At 51.2% G+C, this 22,885-nt stretch carries 16 protein-coding genes; 11 read left to right on the top strand and 5 right to left on the bottom strand.

All coding sequences use genetic code 11. The features are described 5' to 3' along the window. Nucleotides 1-228: 228 nt before the first annotated feature. Entirely contained in the window at nt 229-1,020 is a 792-nt protein-coding gene (locus IE054_RS01635) for a cytochrome C assembly family protein (RefSeq protein WP_189403341.1), read from the top strand. Nucleotides 1,021-1,199: 179 nt separating this feature from the next. Continuing rightward, nucleotides 1,200-2,501, top strand: a complete 1,302-nt coding sequence (locus IE054_RS01630) for an HlyC/CorC family transporter (RefSeq protein WP_189403340.1) — start codon at nt 1,200-1,202, stop codon at nt 2,499-2,501. Between the two features lies 1 nt (nt 2,502). Here IE054_RS01630 and IE054_RS01625 read toward each other — a convergent pair whose 3' ends face one another. Both IE054_RS01625 and sixA read right to left on the bottom strand, forming a co-directional pair. Beyond that, entirely contained in the window at nt 2,503-2,685 is a 183-nt protein-coding gene (locus IE054_RS01625) for a hypothetical protein (RefSeq protein WP_189403339.1), read from the bottom strand. 176 nt (nt 2,686-2,861) lie between these two features. Next, nucleotides 2,862-3,377 (bottom strand): phosphohistidine phosphatase SixA, encoded by a 516-nt coding sequence (gene sixA / locus IE054_RS01620; protein WP_229804963.1) that lies wholly within the window; start codon nt 3,375-3,377, stop codon nt 2,862-2,864. A gap of 172 nt (nt 3,378-3,549) precedes the next feature. Here sixA and IE054_RS01615 point away from each other — a divergent pair, with 172 nt between their 5' ends. The 3 genes from IE054_RS01615 to IE054_RS01605 all read left to right on the top strand — a co-directional run bounded on the left by IE054_RS01615 (nt 3,550) and on the right by IE054_RS01605 (nt 11,339). Further along, on the top strand, nt 3,550-6,300 hold the full coding sequence (locus IE054_RS01615; RefSeq protein WP_189403337.1) for an insulinase family protein: 2,751 nt from the start codon (nt 3,550-3,552) through the stop codon (nt 6,298-6,300). A gap of 171 nt (nt 6,301-6,471) precedes the next feature. Further along, the gene (locus tag IE054_RS01610; RefSeq protein ID WP_229804962.1) at nt 6,472-11,031 is read left to right on the top strand and encodes an EAL domain-containing protein; all 4,560 of its coding nucleotides are present in this window, start codon (nt 6,472-6,474) and stop codon (nt 11,029-11,031) included. Nucleotides 11,032-11,177: 146 nt separating this feature from the next. Beyond that, nucleotides 11,178-11,339, top strand: coding sequence for a hypothetical protein (locus IE054_RS01605; RefSeq protein WP_189403336.1), 162 nt, complete (start codon nt 11,178-11,180; stop codon nt 11,337-11,339). A gap of 42 nt (nt 11,340-11,381) precedes the next feature. On the opposite strand, the gene IE054_RS01600 is transcribed toward IE054_RS01605, so the two are convergent. The 3 genes from IE054_RS01600 to fadI all read right to left on the bottom strand — a co-directional run bounded on the left by IE054_RS01600 (nt 11,382) and on the right by fadI (nt 15,226). Next, on the bottom strand, nt 11,382-11,579 hold the full coding sequence (locus IE054_RS01600) for a hypothetical protein (protein ID WP_189403335.1): 198 nt from the start codon (nt 11,577-11,579) through the stop codon (nt 11,382-11,384). A 178-nt stretch (nt 11,580-11,757) separates the two neighbouring features. Then, nucleotides 11,758-13,914: a fatty acid oxidation complex subunit alpha FadJ gene (gene fadJ, locus IE054_RS01595; RefSeq protein ID WP_189403334.1), complete on the bottom strand. Its 2,157-nt coding sequence runs from the start codon at nt 13,912-13,914 to the stop codon at nt 11,758-11,760. 1 nt (nt 13,915) lies between these two features. Next, entirely contained in the window at nt 13,916-15,226 is a 1,311-nt protein-coding gene (gene fadI, locus IE054_RS01590; RefSeq protein ID WP_189403333.1) for an acetyl-CoA C-acyltransferase FadI, read from the bottom strand. A 455-nt stretch (nt 15,227-15,681) separates the two neighbouring features. Here fadI and IE054_RS01585 point away from each other — a divergent pair, with 455 nt between their 5' ends. From IE054_RS01585 to IE054_RS01560, 6 genes are read left to right on the top strand one after another with little or no spacing between them, the layout of a single operon-like run. Continuing rightward, nucleotides 15,682-16,638 (top strand): AAA family ATPase, encoded by a 957-nt coding sequence (locus IE054_RS01585; protein ID WP_189403332.1) that lies wholly within the window; start codon nt 15,682-15,684, stop codon nt 16,636-16,638. Between the two features lie 9 nt (nt 16,639-16,647). Beyond that, on the top strand, nt 16,648-17,607 hold the full coding sequence (locus tag IE054_RS01580) for a DUF58 domain-containing protein (protein ID WP_189403331.1): 960 nt from the start codon (nt 16,648-16,650) through the stop codon (nt 17,605-17,607). Further along, nucleotides 17,607-18,131, top strand: coding sequence for a DUF4381 domain-containing protein (locus tag IE054_RS01575; protein WP_189403330.1), 525 nt, complete (start codon nt 17,607-17,609; stop codon nt 18,129-18,131). The genes IE054_RS01580 and IE054_RS01575 overlap by 1 nt, the downstream gene beginning before the upstream one ends. Next, on the top strand, nt 18,124-19,149 hold the full coding sequence (locus IE054_RS01570; RefSeq protein ID WP_189403329.1) for a vWA domain-containing protein: 1,026 nt from the start codon (nt 18,124-18,126) through the stop codon (nt 19,147-19,149). Before IE054_RS01575 ends, IE054_RS01570 begins: the two co-directional genes overlap by 8 nt. Further along, nucleotides 19,146-21,128 (top strand): VWA domain-containing protein, encoded by a 1,983-nt coding sequence (locus IE054_RS01565; protein WP_189403328.1) that lies wholly within the window; start codon nt 19,146-19,148, stop codon nt 21,126-21,128. The genes IE054_RS01570 and IE054_RS01565 overlap by 4 nt, the downstream gene beginning before the upstream one ends. Further along, entirely contained in the window at nt 21,129-22,859 is a 1,731-nt protein-coding gene (locus IE054_RS01560) for a BatD family protein (protein ID WP_189403327.1), read from the top strand. Nucleotides 22,860-22,885: the final 26 nt, after the last annotated feature.

Genomic DNA, 22,885 nt, shown 5'->3' with positions numbered 1-22,885 from the left:
GAGCTTCTTCGATTACTAAATTCGCGCTATTGTAGCGTAAATTGGCGTCTGACCGTACCACCGAAACCGACAAAATTTATACAGACGCTTTATACTGAGTAACCGGTGGCGCCGTCACCCTTACGAAAAGCAGTCAGATGGTTGAATTTAAACGACACTTACAGTATCAATACTGCCTGAGTCAGTGAATTGACACTGGCCTGCCCCGACGACCTAACAGGACAGTAAATGGACATTTTCCTCGCTTTTTTAGCTATTGGCTTATACCTGATTGCAGCCGTACTGCTAAGCGCACGCCTGTCACAGGCTATGAAGAACAAACCTTCGCTGGCGCTGGCTTTCGGTGGTCTGGCTGCCGTGTTACACCTTCTGTTTTTAGTCCATGAAATTTTAGGTATGCCTGGACAGAACATGAGTATTACCAATGTTCTGTCTCTCACAGCCTGGCTTATCACGGTGGTTTTGCTGGCGTCGTCCCGGTTTGTGCCCAATACCATCTTACTGCCGGTAGTCTTCAGTTTTTCAGCATTAACGCTGCTGGTCACTGTGCTTATTCCCGCCCGGCATATTATGCATATTGAATTACAGCCAGGCCTGGTGATCCACATTGTTCTGTCATTGCTGGCGTATTGTGTGCTGGTGATTGCCTTTCTGTATGCACTGCAGATGTCATTTATTACTTACCGCCTGAAACAAAAAGGGGCGTCTCTTATCCACTCATCCTTGCCACCACTGACGCTGGTCGAAGGGATTCTGTTTAAAATGCTGGCCGTGGGCACGGTGTTATTGTTTGTCGCACAGCTTAGTGGGTTTGTGTTTCTGGACGATATGTTTGGCAAAGCCTATGCGCATAAAACGGTATTATCACTGGCCGCGCTGGTCGTGTTTGTCATACTGGTTGCCGGGCAACGACTGTGGGGCTGGCGCGGTAAACAGGTGTTCAGTCTCACCGTCATTGGCGTGATTCTGCTGTCGCTGGCGTATTTTGGCAGCAGAGTAGTTCGTGAAGTGTTACTATAGGCAAGCTTTTTACCAAGAGCGACGGCCTTTGACTTCGAAACCTGGCGTGCAACTACACACTTAAGTTCGCGCTGAGTAACGATAGACTGATTCGCATCTTACCTGACGCGTTAATTAGCTTGAAACGAGCTGCTCGAATTACTACATTGGTCTGCCGGGCGTTAAAAGGAACCCAATAGTTGGACGACATATCAACGAGTACGCTGTTTATCGCGCTCGGCGTACTCATTTTACTTTCTGCGTATTTCTCCAGTTCTGAAACAGGCATGATGTCTATCAACCGCTACCGGTTGAAGCATCTGCAAAATGAGGGCAACCGCGCAGCCCAGCGTGTACAAAAGTTGCTCGACCGGCCAGACCGGCTGATTGGCCTTATTCTGATCGGCAATAACCTGGTAAACATTGCTGCGTCCTCCATCGCGACCGTTATCTGTATTCGCCTGTTTGGCGATTACTGGGGCTTCATCGCTACCACGTTCGGCCTCACGCTGATCCTGCTTATCTTTGCTGAAGTCACGCCGAAAACGCTGGCCGCGCTGTACCCGGAGAAAATCGCCTTTCCCAGCTCTATTATTCTGTTGCCCATGCTCACGCTGCTCTACCCGCTGGTCGCGTTTATTAATGGCATTACCAACAGCTTTCTGGCATTGCTACGCATTAGCCCTCTGGGTGGCAGTGATGATGCGCTTAGCCGAGAGGAACTGCGAACAGTGGTGTATGAAGCTGGCACGCTCATTCCTAAAAAACACCAGGAAATGCTGGTCGGCATACTGGATTTGGAGAGCGTGACGGCTGAAGACATCATGGTACCGCGTGCCGAGATTGTGGCGATTGACATCAATGACGACTGGAAAAAAATTCAGAAACAACTAACTAATGCCCAGCATACCCGGGTATTGCTGTACCGCGACAGTATTGATGATGCGGTGGGCTTTGTGCATCTGCGTGATGCGCTGCGTCTGTTGTCCAAAGATCAGTTCACTAAAGCCAGTCTGTTGCGCGCCGTGCGCGAAATTTACTTTACGCCGGAGTCTACGCCGCTGCATACCCTGATGTACAAATTCCAGGCCGAAAAGGAACGTATAGCCCTGGTCGTGGACGAGTATGGCGATATTATGGGGCTGGTCACACTGGAAGATATCTTGGAAGAAATCATCGGTGACTTTACCACCAGCATGGTGCCAGATCACAGTAAAGAGGTGCATATTCAGCAGGATGGCTCAGTGCTGGTTGATGGCAGCGCCAATATTCGCGACTTAAACCGGGAAATGGACTGGTCGCTGCCCACAGAAGGGCCGAAAACGCTCAATGGCTTACTGCTGGAGTACTTACAGGAGATCCCGGAAAACAAGGTCAGCGTCAGATTGTCGGGCTACCCGATCGAGATTGTGGATATTTCTGAGAATATGATTAAAACCGTGCGGGTGTTGCCGGAGTTTTATCTGCCGCAGGCAGCTACAAGCGGTGATACGGCGCGGTAAACTACCCGCCCTTGTTTTTAGCACGCCGGGCGAGCGCTTTCGCTTTCGCCTCTGCTACTTTCGTAGACAGCGAACTCAGCTTGCCGATAATATCCTGTAGCTCCTCATCTTCATGCAGATCCGCGTCCTCCAGATGTGACTGGAGTGAGCGCTTAAGAAGCTCAGGAATAGATTTACTGGTCATGGCTTATGACGTTCCCGATACTCTCGTTAACCAAATTGAAGCAGACTGGCAGACCTCTCCTACCTGCAATTTGTATCGGTCACGCAGCCGGCATCTGAAGTAAAAATTTGGCTTTTCTTGTATCTGGTTGTCTTCCATAAGGAAAAACCGGGTAGCCAATCAGGAGGACGGGCCTGTCACCGACCCTGATAATGCGCCTGTAAGCTTCCCTTACCGTCTGCAACTGAGTACCTGATCACGGCGACAGAGGCAGTGGCAAATAAACTGGTGGTGTAGGCATCGCTTAAGGTATCGACCAGATAACTCACTAATGGCATATGGCTTACCAGCATCAGTCGTTGAATCGGCTTCCCTTTTGCCTGTGCTGAACTGATCCGTGCTGCCAGATAATCACTAACAAGCTCTGGGTCGCCATCAGGCGTTATGTCTTCACTGATTTCCATTGCGTTAAACGCAATATCCAGTGACAGCATATCGAAGGACTGACGGGTCCGGCGATAAGGACTGACCAGCGCGAGATCAATCGTGCGATTGTCACAGTAAGTGTCGATAAGCCATTGTGCTGCAAGGGTTACCTGTTTTCTGCCGTTATCGGTAAGCTGACGGCTTTTGTCGTCAAACCGCGGCGGTTCCGCTTCACCATGGCGCATAATGAAAAGCAAAATGTCGTCGCTGCTACTTTGACCTGACATATTTATATGCATACTATGAAATGAGATGTTATTACGATAACAGAGAGCTGTGCCCGCGCCTAGCAATTGCCGTTGATAGTCACGATAAAGTGCTATTATGCCAGAGGTTGCCGGCGTTCACGATGTCAGATGGCGCTGACATCTCCACTTGTACACGCGGATCTTTACTACTTTGACATCGACACTGGCCCTGGAAAACGCACAATTTTTTGAGCTGCAAAACGGACTGAAGGTAATGGCGTGTCAGCAAAACAGTCTGCCCGCCTGTTTTGTCTCTTTGTCACTGCGCGCCGGACACTTCTACGATCCCAATGATTGCCAGGGGCTTGCACACCTGCTGGAACATATGGTCTTTATGGGCAGCCGGCATTTACCCAAACCCAATGCCCTGAATGATTTTATTGAGCGCTTTGGCGGCAACCTGAACGCCTGGACCGGCACGGAATACGCCAACTTCCATTACTCCTGCGAACGCCATGCTCTGGAGCAAACCCTGCCCGCATTTGCTGACGCTCTGCGCCAGCCGCTTCTTAATATCGATGCCATACAAAACGAAGTGCGCTCAATTGATGCGGAATTTAAATTTAAGCGCAAAGACGATTTGCGTCGGCTCTACCAAATTCACAAAGAAACCTGTAACCCGGCGCATCCGTTTTCCAAGTTCTCTGTAGGCAACCAGGAGACCTTCACCAGGCACTCGGCTGACAAACTTCGCACACTGCTAAAAGACTTTCATTCGCAGTATTACTGTGCCAGAAACATGTGTCTGTGCATCGCTACGCCGTTGCCTGTCTCCGAATTATCGAACTTACTTGAACAGAGTTTCGGTGGATTCGCACCGGGTGAGCTGGCCCCGGCAGACTGGCCTTTGCTGTACACACCTGACCAGCTCGGGATTGAAATTGCGATTAATCCACTGCAGCAAGCACGCAGGCTGATCGTGACGTTCGCGCTGCCGGGCTTGCACAATGAGTTTAAAACCAAACCGCTGAACTACATCAGCCACTTACTGGGCGACGAAGGCGAAGGCAGTTTACTTGCGTATCTTAAGGAACGTGGCTGGGCCAGTAACCTTATTGCTGGCTCTGGCATAGAGGGCGATGCGTTTAAAGATTTCAACATCAGCTTTCAGCTTACAAAGCAGGGTCTAAAAGACCGTGAGCAGGTGCTTAATGCCCTGTTCAGTTATTTAGAGCTGGTCAAGCAGTCGGTTGACACCCCCTGGCGGTTTCATGAAAAAGCGCAATTGGCTGCGCTGGCAAATCAATACGACGAGAACATCAAGCCGCTCACACTGGTGTGTGATTACGCGCAATATTTGTTTATGTACAGTGCCGAGGAAATCAGCCAGTTTCGCTCTCTGGTCGACAGTTTTGACGCGACGCTGATCAACAACGCAATGCGTTACTTTACGCCTGATAATATGCGCGTGAAAGTGATCGCCCCGGAAGTGGCGACGAGTCAGACATGTCGCTTTTACGAGGCAAAGTATCAGGTCAATCCCCTTGATGATGCCTTACTGGAACAGCTACGAACACCTCAACGGATTGACGGCCTTGCCCTGCCGCCCCCTAACCCTTATCTGGGTGGGGATTATCAGCTGACATTGCCTGAATCCGGACAGGACACACCTCACTGCATCACTGATAAGCCGGGGAAACAAATCTGGTTTGCGCAGGACCAGCAGTTCCACAGCCCTAAAGGGGATATTTACCTGTCGTTTGATGTGCCGGCTTTTAGTGACAATTTGCATAATGTTGCTGCCAAACGAATCTGGCTAGGAACCCTTAATGACTACCTGCAGGCGAAATATTACCGCGCGGAAATCGCTGGCCTGCACTACCGTATTTATGGCCATCAGTGTGGGCTAACACTGCACACGCGGGGCTTTACCAACCAGCAATGCCTGCTGGCTGAGCAACTACTATCGGCAATCATGTCTTTTACACCCGATCAGGCAACCTTTGAGCACCATAAGGCGATGCAGCGCCAAAACTTGCAGAATACGCTGCTAAACAAGCCTACTAACCGCTTGTTTTCACGTTTAAGTGTGCTGATTCAACGCAATACTCAGGCCCCCGTGGAACTGATTGATGCACTCTGTGAGGTGTCTTATGCCTCAATGAGCACGACCATGGCACATGCTCTGGACAGTTACTACATTGAAGGTCTGATGCATGGCAACTGGTCAGCCAGCCAGGCCAATAGTTTTGCGGATACCGTCGATAAAGCCTGCGCTGATGCAAACGGCCAGCCGCTGTCCCGGGCGGTGTCGCGCTTGCCTGTGGGCGCGCCGCTATATCATGAAGTGCCCTGCGAGCACGACGATGCGTCCGTTGTCCTTTATCTGCAGGCACCATCGGCTAACCTGCAGGATACTGCGATGTGTATGCTGCTTGAGCAAATGCTGGCCGCGCCATTTTTCAATGTACTGCGCACGGAAAAACAGTTGGGCTATATCGTCGGGACGGGTTACGTTCCTCACAATCAGCACCCTGGCATTGCGTTTTACGTACAAAGTCCAAACCAGTCACCGTCTACGTTACTTAGCGCTATTACTTCCTTTTTGTTCCAACAGCTTGGGGAAATAGAGTTTTATCGTCACTACTGGCCCACTATACAACAAAACCTTCTGAAGCAGTTGCAGGAGCATGACCTTTCCTTATCGATGAAATCGCAACGACTGTGGGTCAGTCTGGGCATCAAGGACAGAGGCTTTAACCGCAACGCGCAGCTCGCGGCTATGGTGAGTCAGCTGACGTTCGAAGATATCCAGTCGTATGCGCACTCACTGGCTGAGCGCTCTCTGTTCGGTGAACTGGTGCTGTTTTCCCGGGGCAGGTTTGCCGGCATTGACGTACCGGAAGACCGCTCTGTAAACAGCATCAGCAGTTTTAAACAGCGCATTTCCTATTTTCGCTGAGTGTTATCTGACCAACCCGGCGTAATTCGTTGCTGTAAAGCGCTGCCGCACCAAAAATTCCTTGTAGGTAATCGGGTATTTCGGCATATTGGGCTACTGGGAGTAAAGGACAACGCCCCAAAATATTACAGTAACTATAATGATAAGGCTGACACGCCAAAGGTGTATTAGGTGCGCGCAACCCCGATAAAAACAGCATGGATCATGTGGTTTTTGGTATTTGGACTTTTTACCGCCAATGCCATGGCTGTCGATCTCAACGATATACAATTCCAGGAACTGAATCTGAAGGATGGGTTGTCCGATAACACCATCCTGGATATTGCTGAAGATAATAAAGGCTACCTGTGGTTCGCAACCATGAATGGCCTGAACCGCTATTCCGGCTACAGCATCAAGCAATACTATCCGTCTGATGTCGATCAAAACTCTCTACCCAGCGGCTTAGTGCGCTCGCTACATGTCGACAGTAAAGGAAATCTGTGGGCAGGCACCTTTGAAGGCCTGGCCAGATATCAGCCTGAAACAGACAACTTCAAAGTCTATCACAAGGCTAACTCAGCGCTGCGATCAAACTTTATTCAGGTAGTCACCAGTACGTATGACGGTAACCTGCTGCTGGCAGATAACAGCTACCTCTACACGGTCAACATTGATACGGGTGAACTGACTTTATTTACTGAGACCCGCATCCCTTCACACACACAGACATTAATGGCAGAGAAGAACCGGATATGGGTAGGAACGGCCAAACAGGGTGGTCACATCTACAGTAAGAACGAAGATATTCTTTACCCGCTTGCAGAGGTCAACCCCTGGTCTTTCCAGCTTAACGCCGCTTCATTATTTGATATAAAAGTCATTAACGGTAAATACTGGCTTGGAACCGACACCGGGCTGCACATTTTTTCGGTTGATGACACCGCGCCTTTGACGATTGATAACCGGTTGTTAGGCAGCGTCTCGACGCCAAAAGTACGCACCATCGAACAACGGGAAGACAGTGTCTGGTTAGGCACAGACCAGGGCCTTTTTTTCGTTCCGGACCAAATTGAGTTATCTTCTGAATCGGTATCTGGCTCCATTACCAGTGTAAATTCTGAGTTTTCTCATTTAACCGGACTGACCCAGCAGTTCATCCCGCGAATAGTTGAAGACTCAACGGGCAGCGTATGGATAGGCACTTTCCAGGGCGTTTTTCGATACCATCCCAGGCTTAATGCGGTCAAATTACACACTAATCAGCGTGAGTTTCAGGAGATTAAAAGCGGCGCGACGGTATGGGGACTGGCTCAGGATCAACGTAGTAATATCTGGTTCGCCATGCAAAAAGAGGGACTTGGAAAATACGATAAATCATCGGGGTCAACAACCTACTTCCCTCCCCTGACCCACGAAGACGGCGAACAGACCTATTGGGATATCGTCATCGACCAATACGATAAAATCTGGGTTGCATCATCTAACGGCCTGCATATTTTTTCGCATTCAGAGAATGAAATAAGCCATGAAAAAACATTGTTCAAGGGCACATTCATTGATTACCTCTATTTTGACGGACAGCAAATCTGGTTGTGGACGGATTCCGGACTTAAATCTATTCGTCCCAGTCTGCTGAAAAATTATGCGCAGACGGGAGATAGTAATCAGTTTTTAATGAGTCACCCTTTACCAGAAGGTGAAGGTATTTTTATACCACTCTATAAAGACGAAAATAACCGGCTATGGCTTAAACAACAGACCGGCATCAGCATTTATAGTCCGCAAAAGCGAACGATTGTTAAGTCGCTGACCGAACAGGATGGTGTCAAGTCACTTCCGGTTAATGTCTACGAAACTGCTAAGAACTATTGGCTCACTACCCGGTCTGACGGTGTTTTGCGACTTAATAAACGCACTCTCAAAGTAGAGCAAAAACAACGCAGAGAAAAAAACAATGGGTTTATTTACCTGTCAGAAGGGGCAGGTGATTTCGTCTGGTATGCCGATAATGCCGGGATTCATCGTGTCGATCTTTCCCGCCTTGAAATCAGTGAAACCTATTCTCCGGAACAATTAGAGTTTAACGCCTTAAACGAAAGTGCGGTTATTCGTCTCGATAATGGCGAACTGGTTTTTGGTGGCAGTAAAGGTTTTAACAGGGTATCAACTGAAGTTGAAATTGTGGCTTCTCAGCGCGATGAGCAAACCAGAAAACCGGATTTGTTTGAGTTCACGGTTTTTGGCGAAAGGAACGCGCTGACTTCGGACTTAACGAATCATAACGACGACCAAACCCTGACTACCAAAACCACATCAAATATTACGTATGATTCAGTACGCAAAATTGACTACGATGAATCACGCTTCAGTATTTCATTTGGGCTGATTAATGCGCTGTTTCCCTCTGCCGTCAGCTACCGCTACCGTCTGGCCGGTTACGATGACAGATGGACCTTGTCCGATAACAGCCGCACCGCGCAATTTAACAACATTACTTTTGGTCATTATACCTTTGAAGTGCAGGCCAAAGCCTCCGCGCAACAATGGTCAGACAGTCGTACGCTGGCCATCAATATTGGCCGCCCGCCGTGGCTGCACTCAGTGGCACTGGGTTTCTATGCCCTGCTGATGACGATTGTCCTTATCTATATCATTCGTCAGTACCAAATGCGTAAAACCAATCAGCAGGCCATAAAGGAGTCCGAAGAACGACTGAAGCTGACCCTGTGGAGCTCGGGTGACGAACTGTGGGACTGGGATGTGTATCGCGGTCAGGTGTACCGGGCCAATACCTGGGGAACCATGGACTTCCCGCAGGACAGCATTCGTACCACGGGCGCCTATGAAGCAAATATTCACCCGTATGACATTGTACGGGTTCAGGAAACGCTGCGCGAACACCTTGAAGGGAAAACCGATTTCTATGAACTCGCCTACCGGGCCAAAACCTTCAAGAATCAATGGATTTGGCTGCTTGACCGGGGCAAGGTGGTACAACGCGATCACAACCAGCAACCGGTTCGCATGACCGGTACCCTCAAAAACATTCATCACCTGAAAGAAGCAGAAGAGCAGCTGAACCTGTTTAAACGCTCAATTGAGAACATTTCTGAGGGTGTGTTTATTACCAACACCCAGTTTAAATTTATCTCGGTGAATAATGCCTATTGTCGTTACACCGGCGAAACCCGTGAACAGTCGCTGGCCAGTTACCTGTATTTCCATCAGTACCCGGAAGCGTTCACGCAGGAGATTAAGAAGACCCTTAAGACCAAAGGAAACTGGTCAGGTGAAGTCGAGTCGGCGCGGGTCAATGGTGAACGCTATGAAATGGAGCTGAATATTGATGCCGTACATGATGAAGACGGTAAGATAAGTCATTTCGTCGGCGTATTTTCCGATATTACGTCGCGCAAAAATACCGAAAAAGAGCTGCTTAAGCTGGCCAATACAGATCCGCTGACAGATTTGCCGAACCGCTCATTTTTCCAGGCCAGCCACCAGAATCTGGTGCGCAAATCTATTCCCCATACACTGATGTGTCTGGATATGGATAATTTCAAGAAAATTAATGACTCACTGGGCCATCAGACCGGTGATATTCTGATTAAGCAAATTGCCAAGCGTCTGCAGCGCATTACCGGCAATAATGCCACCTGCTACCGGCTGGGCGGCGATGAGTTCAGCGTGCTGATGGAAGAATACTCCGACATCCATACCATCACGCATTACGCACAGAGCATACTGGATAACCTGTCTCGTCCGTTTGTGATAAACAAGCAGGAGTTTGTGTTAGGTGCCAGTGTCGGCATTGCGTTTTATCCGGAAGATGGAACCAGCCCACAGGAGATGCTGAAAAACGCCGATACGGCCATGTACTTCGCTAAAAATAATGGCGGCAACAGCTATCAGTTCTTCAGTGGTGAAATGAATCAGAATGCCGTCAGACAGCTGCAGATTGAAAACCTTATTCGCCAGGGAATTAAAGACGATCTGTTCACCGTGTACTATCAGCCAAAAGTCGATATTACCACCGGCAAACTGGTCAGTATGGAGGCGCTGGTACGCTTTGAACATCCGCACAAAGGCGTGGTCAGCCCCGGTCAGTTTATTCCGCTGGCAGAACAGACAGGACAGATTATCGAAATAGGTGAGCAGGTATTACGCAAAGCCTGCGCCGATACCAAGCGCTGGGTCAATGCCGGATTATTTACCGGTCGTGTTGCTGTGAACATCTCAGGTAAGCAATTTGAGCTGCCTGATCTGGATGAGCGTATTCTCAAGGTGCTTAATGAAGTGGGACTGTCTCCCCTGCACCTGGAATGCGAGATCACCGAAGGTACCCTGATGGAGAGCCCAGATGCTGGCCTGCAAATGATGCAGCGTTTGCGTGAGCGTGGTATTCATCTGGCGCTGGACGATTTTGGTACCGGCTATTCATCGCTGGCGTATTTAAAACGCTTCCCTCTGAACACTCTTAAAATCGACAAGGCCTTTATTGATGACATTGCGCACAGCAATGTCGACAGGCACATGGCCGCCGCCATTATCAATATTGCGCATAACCTGGGCCTTAAAGTCGTTGCGGAAGGCGTGGAATACGAAGAACAGCTAACCATACTACGCAGCTATGACTGCGAAATGTTGCAGGGCTTTCTTTATTCCCGCCCTATTACGGCCGAGCGCTTTGAGCGGCTGTTGGGTGAAAATCATAAGCTGCACAATCTGATGGGTCAGAAAAGCCTGTGACGGCTTTCTGACGCCACCCACCTAACCCACTGTTTTAATTAAAATTTTAATTCTGGCACGCTAGCTGCAATATCCTCTGTGACCGGCCACTTCCTTGTTAGTCGGTTTTGTTTGTTTGTTCAAAAATAAAAATCAGAGGAAAAATCATGATTAAAGAATACGCAGTCGCACTTGTACTTTCGACCGCTACGCCGGTAGCAGCTGATAAACAAGACGGTGTAAAGGCACCTGAGAAGCAAAAAGAGACTGTTAGCCAGCCAGAAACCTATCGTCCGAAGACCGGACACGGTATCGGCATCGGCTTCTAAACACACATGCACAATACAAAAGAGAGCGTATGCTCTCTTTTTTTATGCCTGAATAACGAGGTTGTTGAAACCTACGGCGCGACGCCATTGTACGTGGCGCTGAATAGAGAAAAGTGGCAGTAGTACTGGCCCCAGCATGAGTCCTGCTACAGCCCAGCGTTTGGCGCTCATTCCCCAACGGAACGCTTCCACGTAATAAAACAGGCTACTTAACAGGGCAACTAACGCAAAAACCAACACGACAACTCACCTCAATAGAATAATGGACTAACCCAATGAATCTTCGTCAAAATGTTGACGTATGCCAGATCGGGATTGTGCGCGGATTGTACTTGTCTCTGCGCAATAAACCAGCACTTTTAAGCATTAGATATAAAAAAACCGGGGAAGCCCCGGTTTTTAACAGTTATTTTACAACTCAATAAAATGTTGCTTTCTTTTCAGCCATATCTTTGAGTATCTGTGCCGGTTCAAATTTATCTCCGACAGTGCCGGAATAATAATTCAGACGCTCAACTACGTGCTCAAGTCCCAAGGTGTCCATGTAGTGGAACGGACCACCAAGGAATGGCGGGAAGCCAATGCCGAATATCGCACCAATATCACCATCACGGGCACTGCGTATAACACCTTCATCAAGACAGCGTGCCGCCTCATTAAGCATCATCAGTACACAACGTTCAGCGATATCTTTTTCACTGCGACTCCGTGAAGGGCTGAGACTCAGCAGACTATAAATACTCTCGTCCACCTCTTTACCTGGCTTTTTAGTATCGTCGTACAGATAGAAGCCCTTCTTGTTTTTCTTTCCTTTACGACCATCAGCAAGCACCTTGTCAAAGGCTTCGGGCGCCGTAAAGCGATCACCAAACTGTTCCACCAGAAACGGGATGATTTTGGTGCCGACATCAATACCGACTTCATCAAGCAGCTTGACCGGCCCTACTGGAAAGCCAAATTTCACCAGCGACTTATCAATATGCTCAATTGGCTCGCCGGCCAGGATCAGATTCGCGGCCTCATTCATATACGGCGCAAGAATACGGTTGACGTAAAATCCGGCACCGTCTTTTACTACTACTGGCGTCTTACCCTGCTTACGGGCAAAGTCGACGGTGGTAGAAATCACTTCATCCGACGTTTTTTCATGGGCAATAACTTCCGCCAGCGGCATTTTGTCGACCGGAGAAAAATAGTGCAGGCCAATCACATTTTCAGGCCGCTTGGCCTTCGCCGCTATCTGCGTAATTGGAATGGAGGAGGTGTTCGAGGCAAAAATGGTTTCGCTTTTGCAGTTTTCCTCAATGTCGGCGACCATTTTCTGTTTCAGATCCAGATCTTCAAACACTGCCTCTACCACAATATCAATATCACCGTAGCCACTGTAATCCAGTGTGCCCGTTAACAGCGACATTTGCTTTTGCATCTCGGATTTGCGCATAAAGCGCTTCTTAACCTTTTTGTTTAACAGGTCATAGCTATACTTCATGGCACCGGCGATACCGTCTGCCTGAATGTCTTTGATACGCACCGGCACGCCGGCTTTTGTGGCCGTGACGTAGGAGATCCCGCCCCCCATCAGGCCACCACCAAGCACACCGGCTTTTTGCACCTTACGCGGTTCAACCCCTTCGACACCACGCTCTTTTTTCATTTCTGTAGTGGCAAAGAAAATCTGTCGTAACTGATAAGACTCTGGCGTCATTACCAGCTTGCCAAATGCTTCGGCTTCTGCACGCAGCCCCGCTTGCATGCCATCACTGATACCGGTTTCAATTACATCAATGATGTAGCCCGGCGCCGGATAGTTGCCCTTGGTTTTTGACTGCGTCTGCTCCCTGGCCTTTTTAAACATCATATTACGGCCTGGACCGGTTGTTTCCAGCAGCTTGTTCATCAGCCCTTTCTGCGGCGCATCACGTTCAGGTTTTTTCTTACCTGCGTACTCCTGTGCGACTTTCATCAGCACACTGTGTGGCACCATATCATCAACAATACCGTACTTTTTCGCCTGTTTAGCGCGGGCAGGCGAACCGGTAAGCATCATCTTCATAGCCTGCTGAACACCGATCAGGCGAGGTAAACGCTGGGTACCACCGCTACCGGGTAACAGACCAAGCTGAACTTCAGGCAGTCCCACCTGGGTTGCTGATGCATCGGTACACACCCGATAATGACAGGCCAGAGCCAGTTCCAGGCCACCGCCTAACGCCGGGCCGTGGATCGCTGCAACAAAGGTAGGACGCATATTTTCTATGCGGTTGAAGATATCCTGCCCGCCTTTAGCGATGGCCTGCGCGTCTTCTGCGCTCGTGCAGTCGGCCAGCATCGAAATATCTGCACCGGCAACAAAGGAATTTGACTTGCCGCTGCAAATCACCACGCCTTTAATCGAATTGTCGGCGTCAATTTCGTCCAGCATGGCAGATATTTCATCCGCAAATGCCGGTTTTAGGGTGTTCATTGACTCGCCGGGGACATCCATACTTAAAATAGCAATACCGCTATCCTGTTTAGTAAGCGTGAAAGCGCCTGACGTATTTGTCTGATTTGTTTGTGTAGTTTCCTGACTCATATTATTCCGTCTCCACAATCATCGCTGCACCCAACCCACCGGCCGCACAGGCGGTCAGCAGTCCAGACCCGCCGCCACGGCGCTGTAACTCATTCAGCATCTGCGTGATCATACGGGTACCTGTTGCTGCAAAGGGATGCCCGTAGGCAATGGAACTGCCCATCACGTTAAACTTATCCATATCAATTTCGCCGGTCGCTTTATCGCGGCCCAGTTTTTCCTTGGCGAACTTGTCACTGGCAAACATCTTAATATTGGCCAGCGTCTGCGCTGCGAACGCCTCATGCATCTCAATTAAGGTCAGGTCGTTCAGTGACATGCCCGCACGATCCAGTGCAATGGGGGTTGCATACGAGGGGCCCATTAGCATGTCTTCCCACACATCAATGGCGCTGAAGGCATAACTTTTGATATAGCCTAGCGGCGTGTAGCCAAGTTCCTTCGCACGCTTCTCGGTCATCATAAGCACCGCTGACGCCCCGTCGGTCAGTGGCGTCGCGTTGGCCGCCGTGACCGAACCGTGTTTCTTGTCAAAGGCCGGACGCAGCTTTGCATAGCCTTCAAGCTGGCTGTCGTAGCGAATATTGTTATCACGCTCAAGCGCGCCTTTGAACGGTTCCGCATAGGCTGTCATAACTTCATCGCTAAGTTTACCCGCTTCCCAGCTTTCGGCTGCCAGCGAGTGTGACCGGTGCGCGAGCTTATCCTGTTCCTGACGGGATATCTGGTGAGTTTTGGCCATCTGCTCGGCTGTATCTCCCATCGACAAGCCCGTTGAATATTCAGCGACAGCCGGCGGCACCGGCAGTAAATCTTTAAGGCCCAGCTTTTTCAGCACCGCCCATTTTTGCCCCATGGTCTTGGTTTTCTGCAAGTCGACCAGGGCGCGGGCCAGTTTTTTAGACACGCCTATGGGAGACACTGAGGTCGAATCTGCACCGCCTGCAATGCCCGCCTGAATCGTGCCTGCCATCATACTTTCCGCAATGTTGACGGTAGACTGGAAGCTGGTAGCACAGGCGCGTGACACACTGTACGCGTCGGTATGCACACTCATCCCGGTGCCCAGTACAATTTCCCGCGCAATATTTGGCGCTTCCGGCATTTGCACGACCTGACCATATACCACCTGGTCTACCCATGTCGGATCCACGCCATGTCTCACCAGAAGTTCATTAACGACCATTTTGCCCAAATCGACTGCTGGCACGCCATGAAAGTAGGTCGCCATTTTTGCAAAGGGCGTTCGTAACCCTGCAACGATGGCGATACGGTCACCCTCGCGGGTCGTAACGGATTGTTTTGTTGCCATAATGCACCTAAATATTTGCCACACGAAGTGGTCTGACCTGTATTTGCGAATGATTTTTACAAACAATGAACAAAATAGCAAATACCCGACGTTTTTTACGTATACGCGAATTACGGTGAAGAGATTGCCCGGTAAGGGCAATAGACCGGGTACGGCAATGCTATGGGAAGATGCGATAAATTTATCCTTAGCATAGCAGAGATCATTTTTTGTATGCGGTGTGACACAAAAGAAGATGCGACTAAGTCTATCGTTGCTCAACGAAAATTTCTGCTAATTTATCGACTTGATATCTCTGTGGTTGAACCATATATGCTTTTAACAGTCACTAATGCGTACGTGAACAGTGTCGTGACGTCAGTCATCCCCCATAAGGGGCAGACTATACATATGTCTGACAACGCGCTCAGTCACGCTATAAACAAAGAATAACAACGTAACGGGATGTAACAGTTATGGCAGCAGAGCAATTTCAGCAACTGCAACGGTACCTTGATTCACAGATTATTGGTCAGCACGCCCTGACTAAACGGTTACTTATCGCGCTGCTGGCCGACGGACATTTACTCGTAGAAGGTCCGCCCGGACTTGCAAAAACCCGGGCCATTAATGCACTGGCCAATGGCCTTGACGGCGATTTTCACCGTGTACAGTTTACCCCCGACCTGTTGCCGGCCGATTTGACCGGCACCGATATCTATCGGCCTGAGACCGGCGAGTTTGTTTTTCAGCAGGGGCCTCTGTTTCATAACCTGGTACTGGCTGATGAAATTAACCGGGCACCGGCCAAGGTACAGTCTGCATTGCTTGAGGCGATGGCGGAACGGCAGATAACAGTCGGCAATAAAACCTACGATCTGCCCCATTTGTTTATGGTAATGGCAACCCAGAACCCGCTTGAGCAGGAAGGCACGTACCCGTTACCTGAGGCCCAGCTCGACCGGTTTTTAATGCATGTTGAAATTCAGTATCCCGGCGCTGAAACAGAACTTGAAATCCTGCGCCTGACCCGCGATGAAGCCCTGGCTGGTGATCCTGTGACACCACCGCAGCTCTCCCAACGTGATATCTTTATGGCCCGCCAGTCTGCCCTGTCGCTGCATATGGCACCCGAACTGGAGCACTACCTGGTACAACTGGTCATGGCTACCCGCACACCAGCACGCTTTGATGAAAAAATGGCAAACTGGATCGAATTTGGTGCCAGCCCGCGAGCCACCATCAGCCTCGATCGCTGTGCACGGGCACACGCCTGGCTGTCGGGTCGTGACTTTGTTGGCCCGGACGATATTCAGGCTGTCATGCACAATGTGTTGCGGCACCGTATCATTTTGTCCTATCAGGCCGAGGCGGAAGGGATTTCTGTAAACGAAGTACTGGATACGATTGTCGCTGCCGTCGCCGTTCCTTAAGTTGCCATTATGCAGGATATTGCTCAACAACTCGCGCGGCTAAATAGCGACGGGGTTACCCTGTCGGTGGCAGAACTGGTGCGCTATCAGCAACTTGCGCGGCTGATTGATCTGACGCCATCACGACGGCCCCAGGCACGCCTGGCTGGCAGCTACCTGACCAAGCATAAAGGTCGCGGTATGGAGTTTGATGAGGCCAGACATTATCAGCCCGGGGACGATATCCGCGCCATTGACTGGCGTGTGACCGCGCGCACCGGTAAGACCCATACCAAGATTTATCGCGAAGAGCGTGAGCGCCCGGTGTTTTTATTGTGCGATTTTTCAGCCTCGATGCACTTTGGTACGCAGTTATTAACCAAAGCCGTTCAGGCTGCACATACCGCCTCACTGATCAGCTGGTCTGCCGCGGCGCGTGGTGACAAAATCGGGGCATTATTGTTTGGTTCAATACGCCACCGCGAATGTCGGCCACAGGCCCGAAAACGCGCAGTTCTGGGGATATGCCATGAGTTAATTGCAATGCACAGCGCCTCAGCAGAAACGACCCAGCATGCGAGCCACGCCTATCAGGCCTTTGCCGATGCCTGCGCGCGGGCACGTCGGCTGGCTCGTCCTGGCAGCCTGGTTTATCTGATCTCTGATTTTGAGCATGTCAATGAGACAGCCCGCCAGCACATCAGTCAGTTGGCCCGGCATTGTGAGGTACGGGCCGTGCTGATTAGCGATCCGATGGAGCATGCGCTGCCACAGGCAAGCGCAGCGCAGCAAGTCTCGGTGACCGACGGAACAGAAGAACAAACCTGGTTGCTAGGTGACAGCACCGAGCAGCAGCGTTATACCCAGTGGCGGCAGGCACAACATGCAGAAATCCAGCAAACGCTGGAGCAAAATGGTATTCGTCTGCATAGCATCAGTGCTGGCAGCGCCCTTGAGGACCAGATTCAGACGATGAGGAGGCCACGCTGATGCAGTCTGCGAACGGGCCGGACCCGCTGGCAAACCTTGCCGGAATTCATGCACCTGCCGATGTGTCTGCCTGGCCGCTGGCCTGGGGCTGGTGGGTGCTGATAGCTATTACTACCCTGTTTCTGGGGTACCTGATCGTTAAACTTTACCGTCAGTACCAGTTTAACCGGGCGCGGCGACAAGCGCTCGTGCAGGTCATGCAAATCACAGCAACAGAGCCGGACTGGCCGTCCCGCCTTAATACTTTACTCAAGCGAACGGCGCTGACCTATTTTGATACGCGATCGGTTGCGTCACTCTACGGGCCGCAGTGGCTCGCGTTTTTGACAGCCACCCTGCCCCCCCGCTTCCGGCAACGCGTGGATACAGGGCTTAACCGGCTGACCGCTCTGCAATACCAGTCAGGTACCCAACCAGCAGATTTCGACACCTGTCATTCTGCTTGTGTACTCTGGCTAAAACACGCAAAGCTAAACGCGCAGCCAGCCGACATTCAGTCAGGTAGTGAGGCAGAACATGTTTGAATTTGCCTGGTGGTACCTGCTTTTTGCACTTCCGTTACCGCTGCTTGTACGCCTGTTACCGGCAAGGCAGGCACAACGCGGCGCCGCACTGCGGGTCCCGGGACTTAACCCAACGCAGCAGGAACCCGCGCCTGGCATAGCCCGGCAGCGTGGGCGCGCCGGACTCATCTGGCTGATATGGCTGTGTCTGGTTGTTGCTGCTGCACGTCCGCAGTGGCTGGGCGAGTCGGTCAGTATTCCCAATGAAGCCAGAGAAATGATGCTGGCGGTAGATTTGTCCGGCAGCATGAAAATTGATGATATGCAGGTAAATGGCCGCAGCGTCAACCGACTGACCATGACCAAGCATGTACTTTACGACTTTATTAAGCGGCGTGTCGGCGACCGTCTGGGGCTTATACTGTTCGCCGATACTGCTTACGTGCAGGCCCCGCTGACGTTTGACCGGGATACGGTGGCCACTTTGCTGGATGAAACTGTGATTGGCCTGGTTGGCGAGCGCACTGCCATTGGCGATGCTATCGGCCTGGCGGTCAAACGCTTTGATGAGGAAGAAGACTCGAACAACGTACTAATCCTGCTCACCGACGGCCAGAATACCGCTGGCAATATCACGCCGGAACAAGCCAAAGAGCTCGCGGTCAGCAAAGATGTGACCATTTACACCATTGGGGTCGGTGCTGATCAGATGGTCGTGAACAGTTTATTCGGTAGCCGTCGCATCAACCCGTCTCAGGAGCTTGATGAAGACATGCTGACTGATATTGCCACAGCCACTGGCGGTCAGTATTTCCGGGCACGGGATGCCCAGGAACTGGATGCGATTTATACAAAATTAGATGAACTGGAGCCGATCGAGGGAGAAAGTCGCAAGATGCGTCCGCTGTCTGCTTTATTTTACTACCCGTTATCGCTGGCACTGGGACTTAGCGTACTGCTCGCCCTGCTGCCGATGCTGGCGCAACTGTTTCGTCAGGTTTCGTCGCGCCGCGGTATGGCCTCAGGAGGACAGCCATGAGTGCGGCACTCGAACACTTTCACTTTCTGCGACCTGAGTGGTTGCTGGCGCTGTTGCCACTGGCAGCCTTGCTGCTTTTGCTTGTTTACATGAAACGCCGCCATTCTGGCTGGCAGCAGGTGATCCCTGCTCACCTGTATAAACATATGGTCAGTGGCCATACTCTGAAGCAGTCGCGCCCGCCTTATGGTCTGCTCGCGGCAGGATGGATGGTTGCAGTGATTGCGCTGGCCGGCCCCACCTGGGAGCGCTTGCCTCAACCTGTCTTTCAGCTCAACCGCGGGCATGTGGTACTGATTGATATGTCACTGTCGATGCGGGCAACCGATGTGACACCGGATCGCCTTACCCGCGCGAAATACAAAGCGATCGATCTGGTCAATGCGCTGGGAGAAGGTGAAACCGGCCTGGTCGCCTACGCGGGTGATGCTTTTGTGATCAGTCCATTGACCGAAGATGTCAGCAATATCACGACGCTGCTGCCGTCACTTCGGCCTGAAATCATGCCGGTTGCCGGCAGTGATCCATTACTTGGGTTTCAGACCGCCTATGATCTACTGACCAATGCCGGCTATCAGCGCGGCGATATTTACTGGATCACCGACGGTATCGAAGTCTCACAGATAAGCGAACTGAAAAATTTCATTGGGGACAGACCTTTTACCGTCAACATTCTGGGCGTGGGGACAGAAGATGGTGCCCCTATCCGGCAGCTTGACGGTGAGCTGCTTAAAGACGCCAGCGGCAGTATTGTGATTCCGCGTATGCAAGCCGACCAGCTTAGGCAGATAAGCCGCACTGGTAATGGTGAATTTGCAACCCTGAAAGCCGATGACAGCGATATTAAACGTCTTAGCGCACTGGATCTTACTCAGCGCGAGACTGACTCAGACGATAACCCATCGCTGCAGGGCGATGCCTGGCGTGAGGCTGGCCCATATCTTGTGGTGCTGTTGTTACCGCTGGCGGCTTACGGATTTCGCCGCGGCCTGCTGTTTGCATTTTTGTGTCTTAGCTTAGTGCCCTTCTCGCCCGCTCCGGCTGTGGCACAGCAGCAGACCGCGCCGGCCTCGGCAACTCAGCAGGACTATTCTCCCCCGTCCTGGTGGCAAAAACCCTTTATGAACGCGAATCAACAAGGCCTGCATGCCTATCAGCAAAACGCTTATGAGGTTGCTGCAAACACCTTTACTCACCCGGCCTGGCAGGGCGCTGCACACTATAAGGCGGAAAACTATCAGGCGGCGCTGGACGCCTTTTCTCAGCTTGATACAACACCTGCCCTGTATAATCAGGGTAATGCTCTGGCGCACCTTGGACAGATTGATGACGCCATTGAGAAATATGAGCAGGTGCTACTTCGTGATCCCGATCATAAAGACGCGGCGGCCAATAAAGCGCTGCTTGAGCAGCTTAAAGAGCAACAGCAAAACCAGCAGGAACAGCAGCAACAAAACCAGCAGGACAACAGCCTGCAACAAAACCGTGACGGTGAAAATCCGCAAAACCCGCAGAATGGTCAGCGCGACAACCAGAACGGTGAAAACAGCAACAATGACGGACAATCCGGCGACACGGACACACCACAGGAACCGGATAATCAGGGGATCAGTCAGGACCAGAATGGCGAGCAATCATCACAAAATGACCGGCGCCCCCAGAATGAAGGGGAACCACAAAGCCAGAGCGACACATCACAAGAGGACAGCCCTGAACAGCCTGCCAGAGACGATGACAAACAGGATAACCCTGCACAATCGGGCGTTGCCGAGGATCAACAGGCACCGCAGGATCCACAGCGCGCTGCAACCGCGAGCCAGGGCGAACTCTCGGATGAAGAGAAAGAAGCTCAGCAACGACTGGAGAACCTGATGCGACGTGTTCCCGATGATCCTGCCTTTTTGCTTAAACGAAAAATGCAACTGGAGGCGCAAAAACGTCAGCGCCAGCGGTTGCCCGCTAACCGGAGAGACTGGTAAATGAAAGCTGTCATCCTAGTATTGCTTAGCCTGCTCACCCTGTCACCGGCCTTTGCTGAGGTGACGGCAGTATCTGCATCTGTCGATAAAAACCCGGTGATGCTGGATGAAGCCATTCGCCTGACGGTTACCGCAGAAGGTGACGCGCCGCGCGATGCCTTTGATAGTTCAGCACTGCTCGGCGATTTTGTGGTAGGACGCACATCGGTCAGTTCACAAACATCCATTGTGAATTTCGACACCAGCAAGACGATTACCTGGACAACCACACTCTTTCCCCGGGATACCGGAACGTTCACCATCCCGTCTTTCACGATTGAAGGTAAACAGACGTCCTCTTTTGAGGTTAAAGTCATTCCGGTCGAGAACAGCAGCGGCGGCGAAGCTCGTGATTATTTTGTCACCACCGAGATTGCCAGTGACTCGGTATACCTGCAGCAGCAAATCTATTACACCGCCAAACTTTATCTGGCCACGAATATAGAGCGAGGCAGTCTGCAGGCACCAGAAATGGCCAATGGCGATATTCGCCAGTTAGGCGAAGACAAACAGTATACTGATATTAAAAATGGCAAACGCTATCAGGTCATTGAGCGCAACTTTGCGATTGTGCCGCAGGCTTCCGGCGAATTTACCATTCGCGGCCCGGTGTTTACCGGCGAAGTGGTTGCAGCCAATTCAGGCCAGCGTTTTGGCTTTTTCAACCGCACCCAGCAGGTTAACCGCATTGGTCCGGACATTGTCGTTAATGTCAAACCTGTTCCTGATGATTTTGACGGGCACTGGCTACCCAGCGAAATGGTGCGTATTGACGAAGAGTGGCCAAAAGGCGAGCAATACCGGGTCGGTGAGCCAGTCACACGGGTAATTACACTAACCGCTCTGGGTCTGGTGGAAGAACAGTTGCCAGAGTTTCCCAACTTCTATCCTCCAGGCTTTAAGCAATACCCGGATCAGGCGTCAACTTCCACGGTTGAGAAAGACAATAACCTTATCGCTCAGCGTCAGGAGTCACTGGCGCTTATCCCAACCAAAGCCGGGGATTACGTACTGCCGGAAGTTACCATCCCCTGGTTTAACATCGTTACCGGAGAAACCGAATACGCAACCCTTGATGCACGCACCATCACCGTTGAACCGGCCAGCGCTGCCGCCACCGGCGCTCCTGCACCGGCTTCTGCCCCGTCGCCGTCTGGTTCTGAGACCCAGCCCTCTGCGCCCACTCCTGCCTCCGATGATAGTGCACCGGCTTCGGTAAAGCCGGTTTGGCAATATGCCAGCTTTCAGGTGTTATGTCTGGTGTTGATCCTGGCGCTGGCAGGCTGGGTTGCAACCATTGTTTATTATCGCCGCCAGCAACACAGCCTGATACCGCGCGCGCATACCGCCCCTCAGCATGTTCACGGCAATGAAACCGAAAAAGCGGCCTACGCAAATCTTGAACAGGCGGTCAAAGCAGGTGATGCAGCCGCGATTGCCTCCGCGCTTGCACGCTGGATGACAACACTGGTGCCCGAGGGACAGTCAGTCAGCCCGGCAGATTACCAGGCAACCGCAATATTGCAGCCGATCATGGATCAGTTACATGCAACGCGCTATGGTAAAGCCTCAGAGCCGCGGCAGCCGGCTGACACTAAAACGCTGCGTAAAGCAATAGAAGAGGCTCGCCGAGCCTGGGGAAAACAGGGTGATGAACCGGCAAACCGGTTGCAACCGCTCTACCCAGGCTGAGAGCCGCGCGATAAGGACTATAACGA

The organism is Alteromonas halophila (assembly GCF_014651815.1).
Taxonomy (GTDB): domain Bacteria; phylum Pseudomonadota; class Gammaproteobacteria; order Enterobacterales; family Alteromonadaceae; genus Alteromonas; species Alteromonas halophila.
This window is presented reverse-complemented; position numbering and strand designations above follow the sequence as displayed.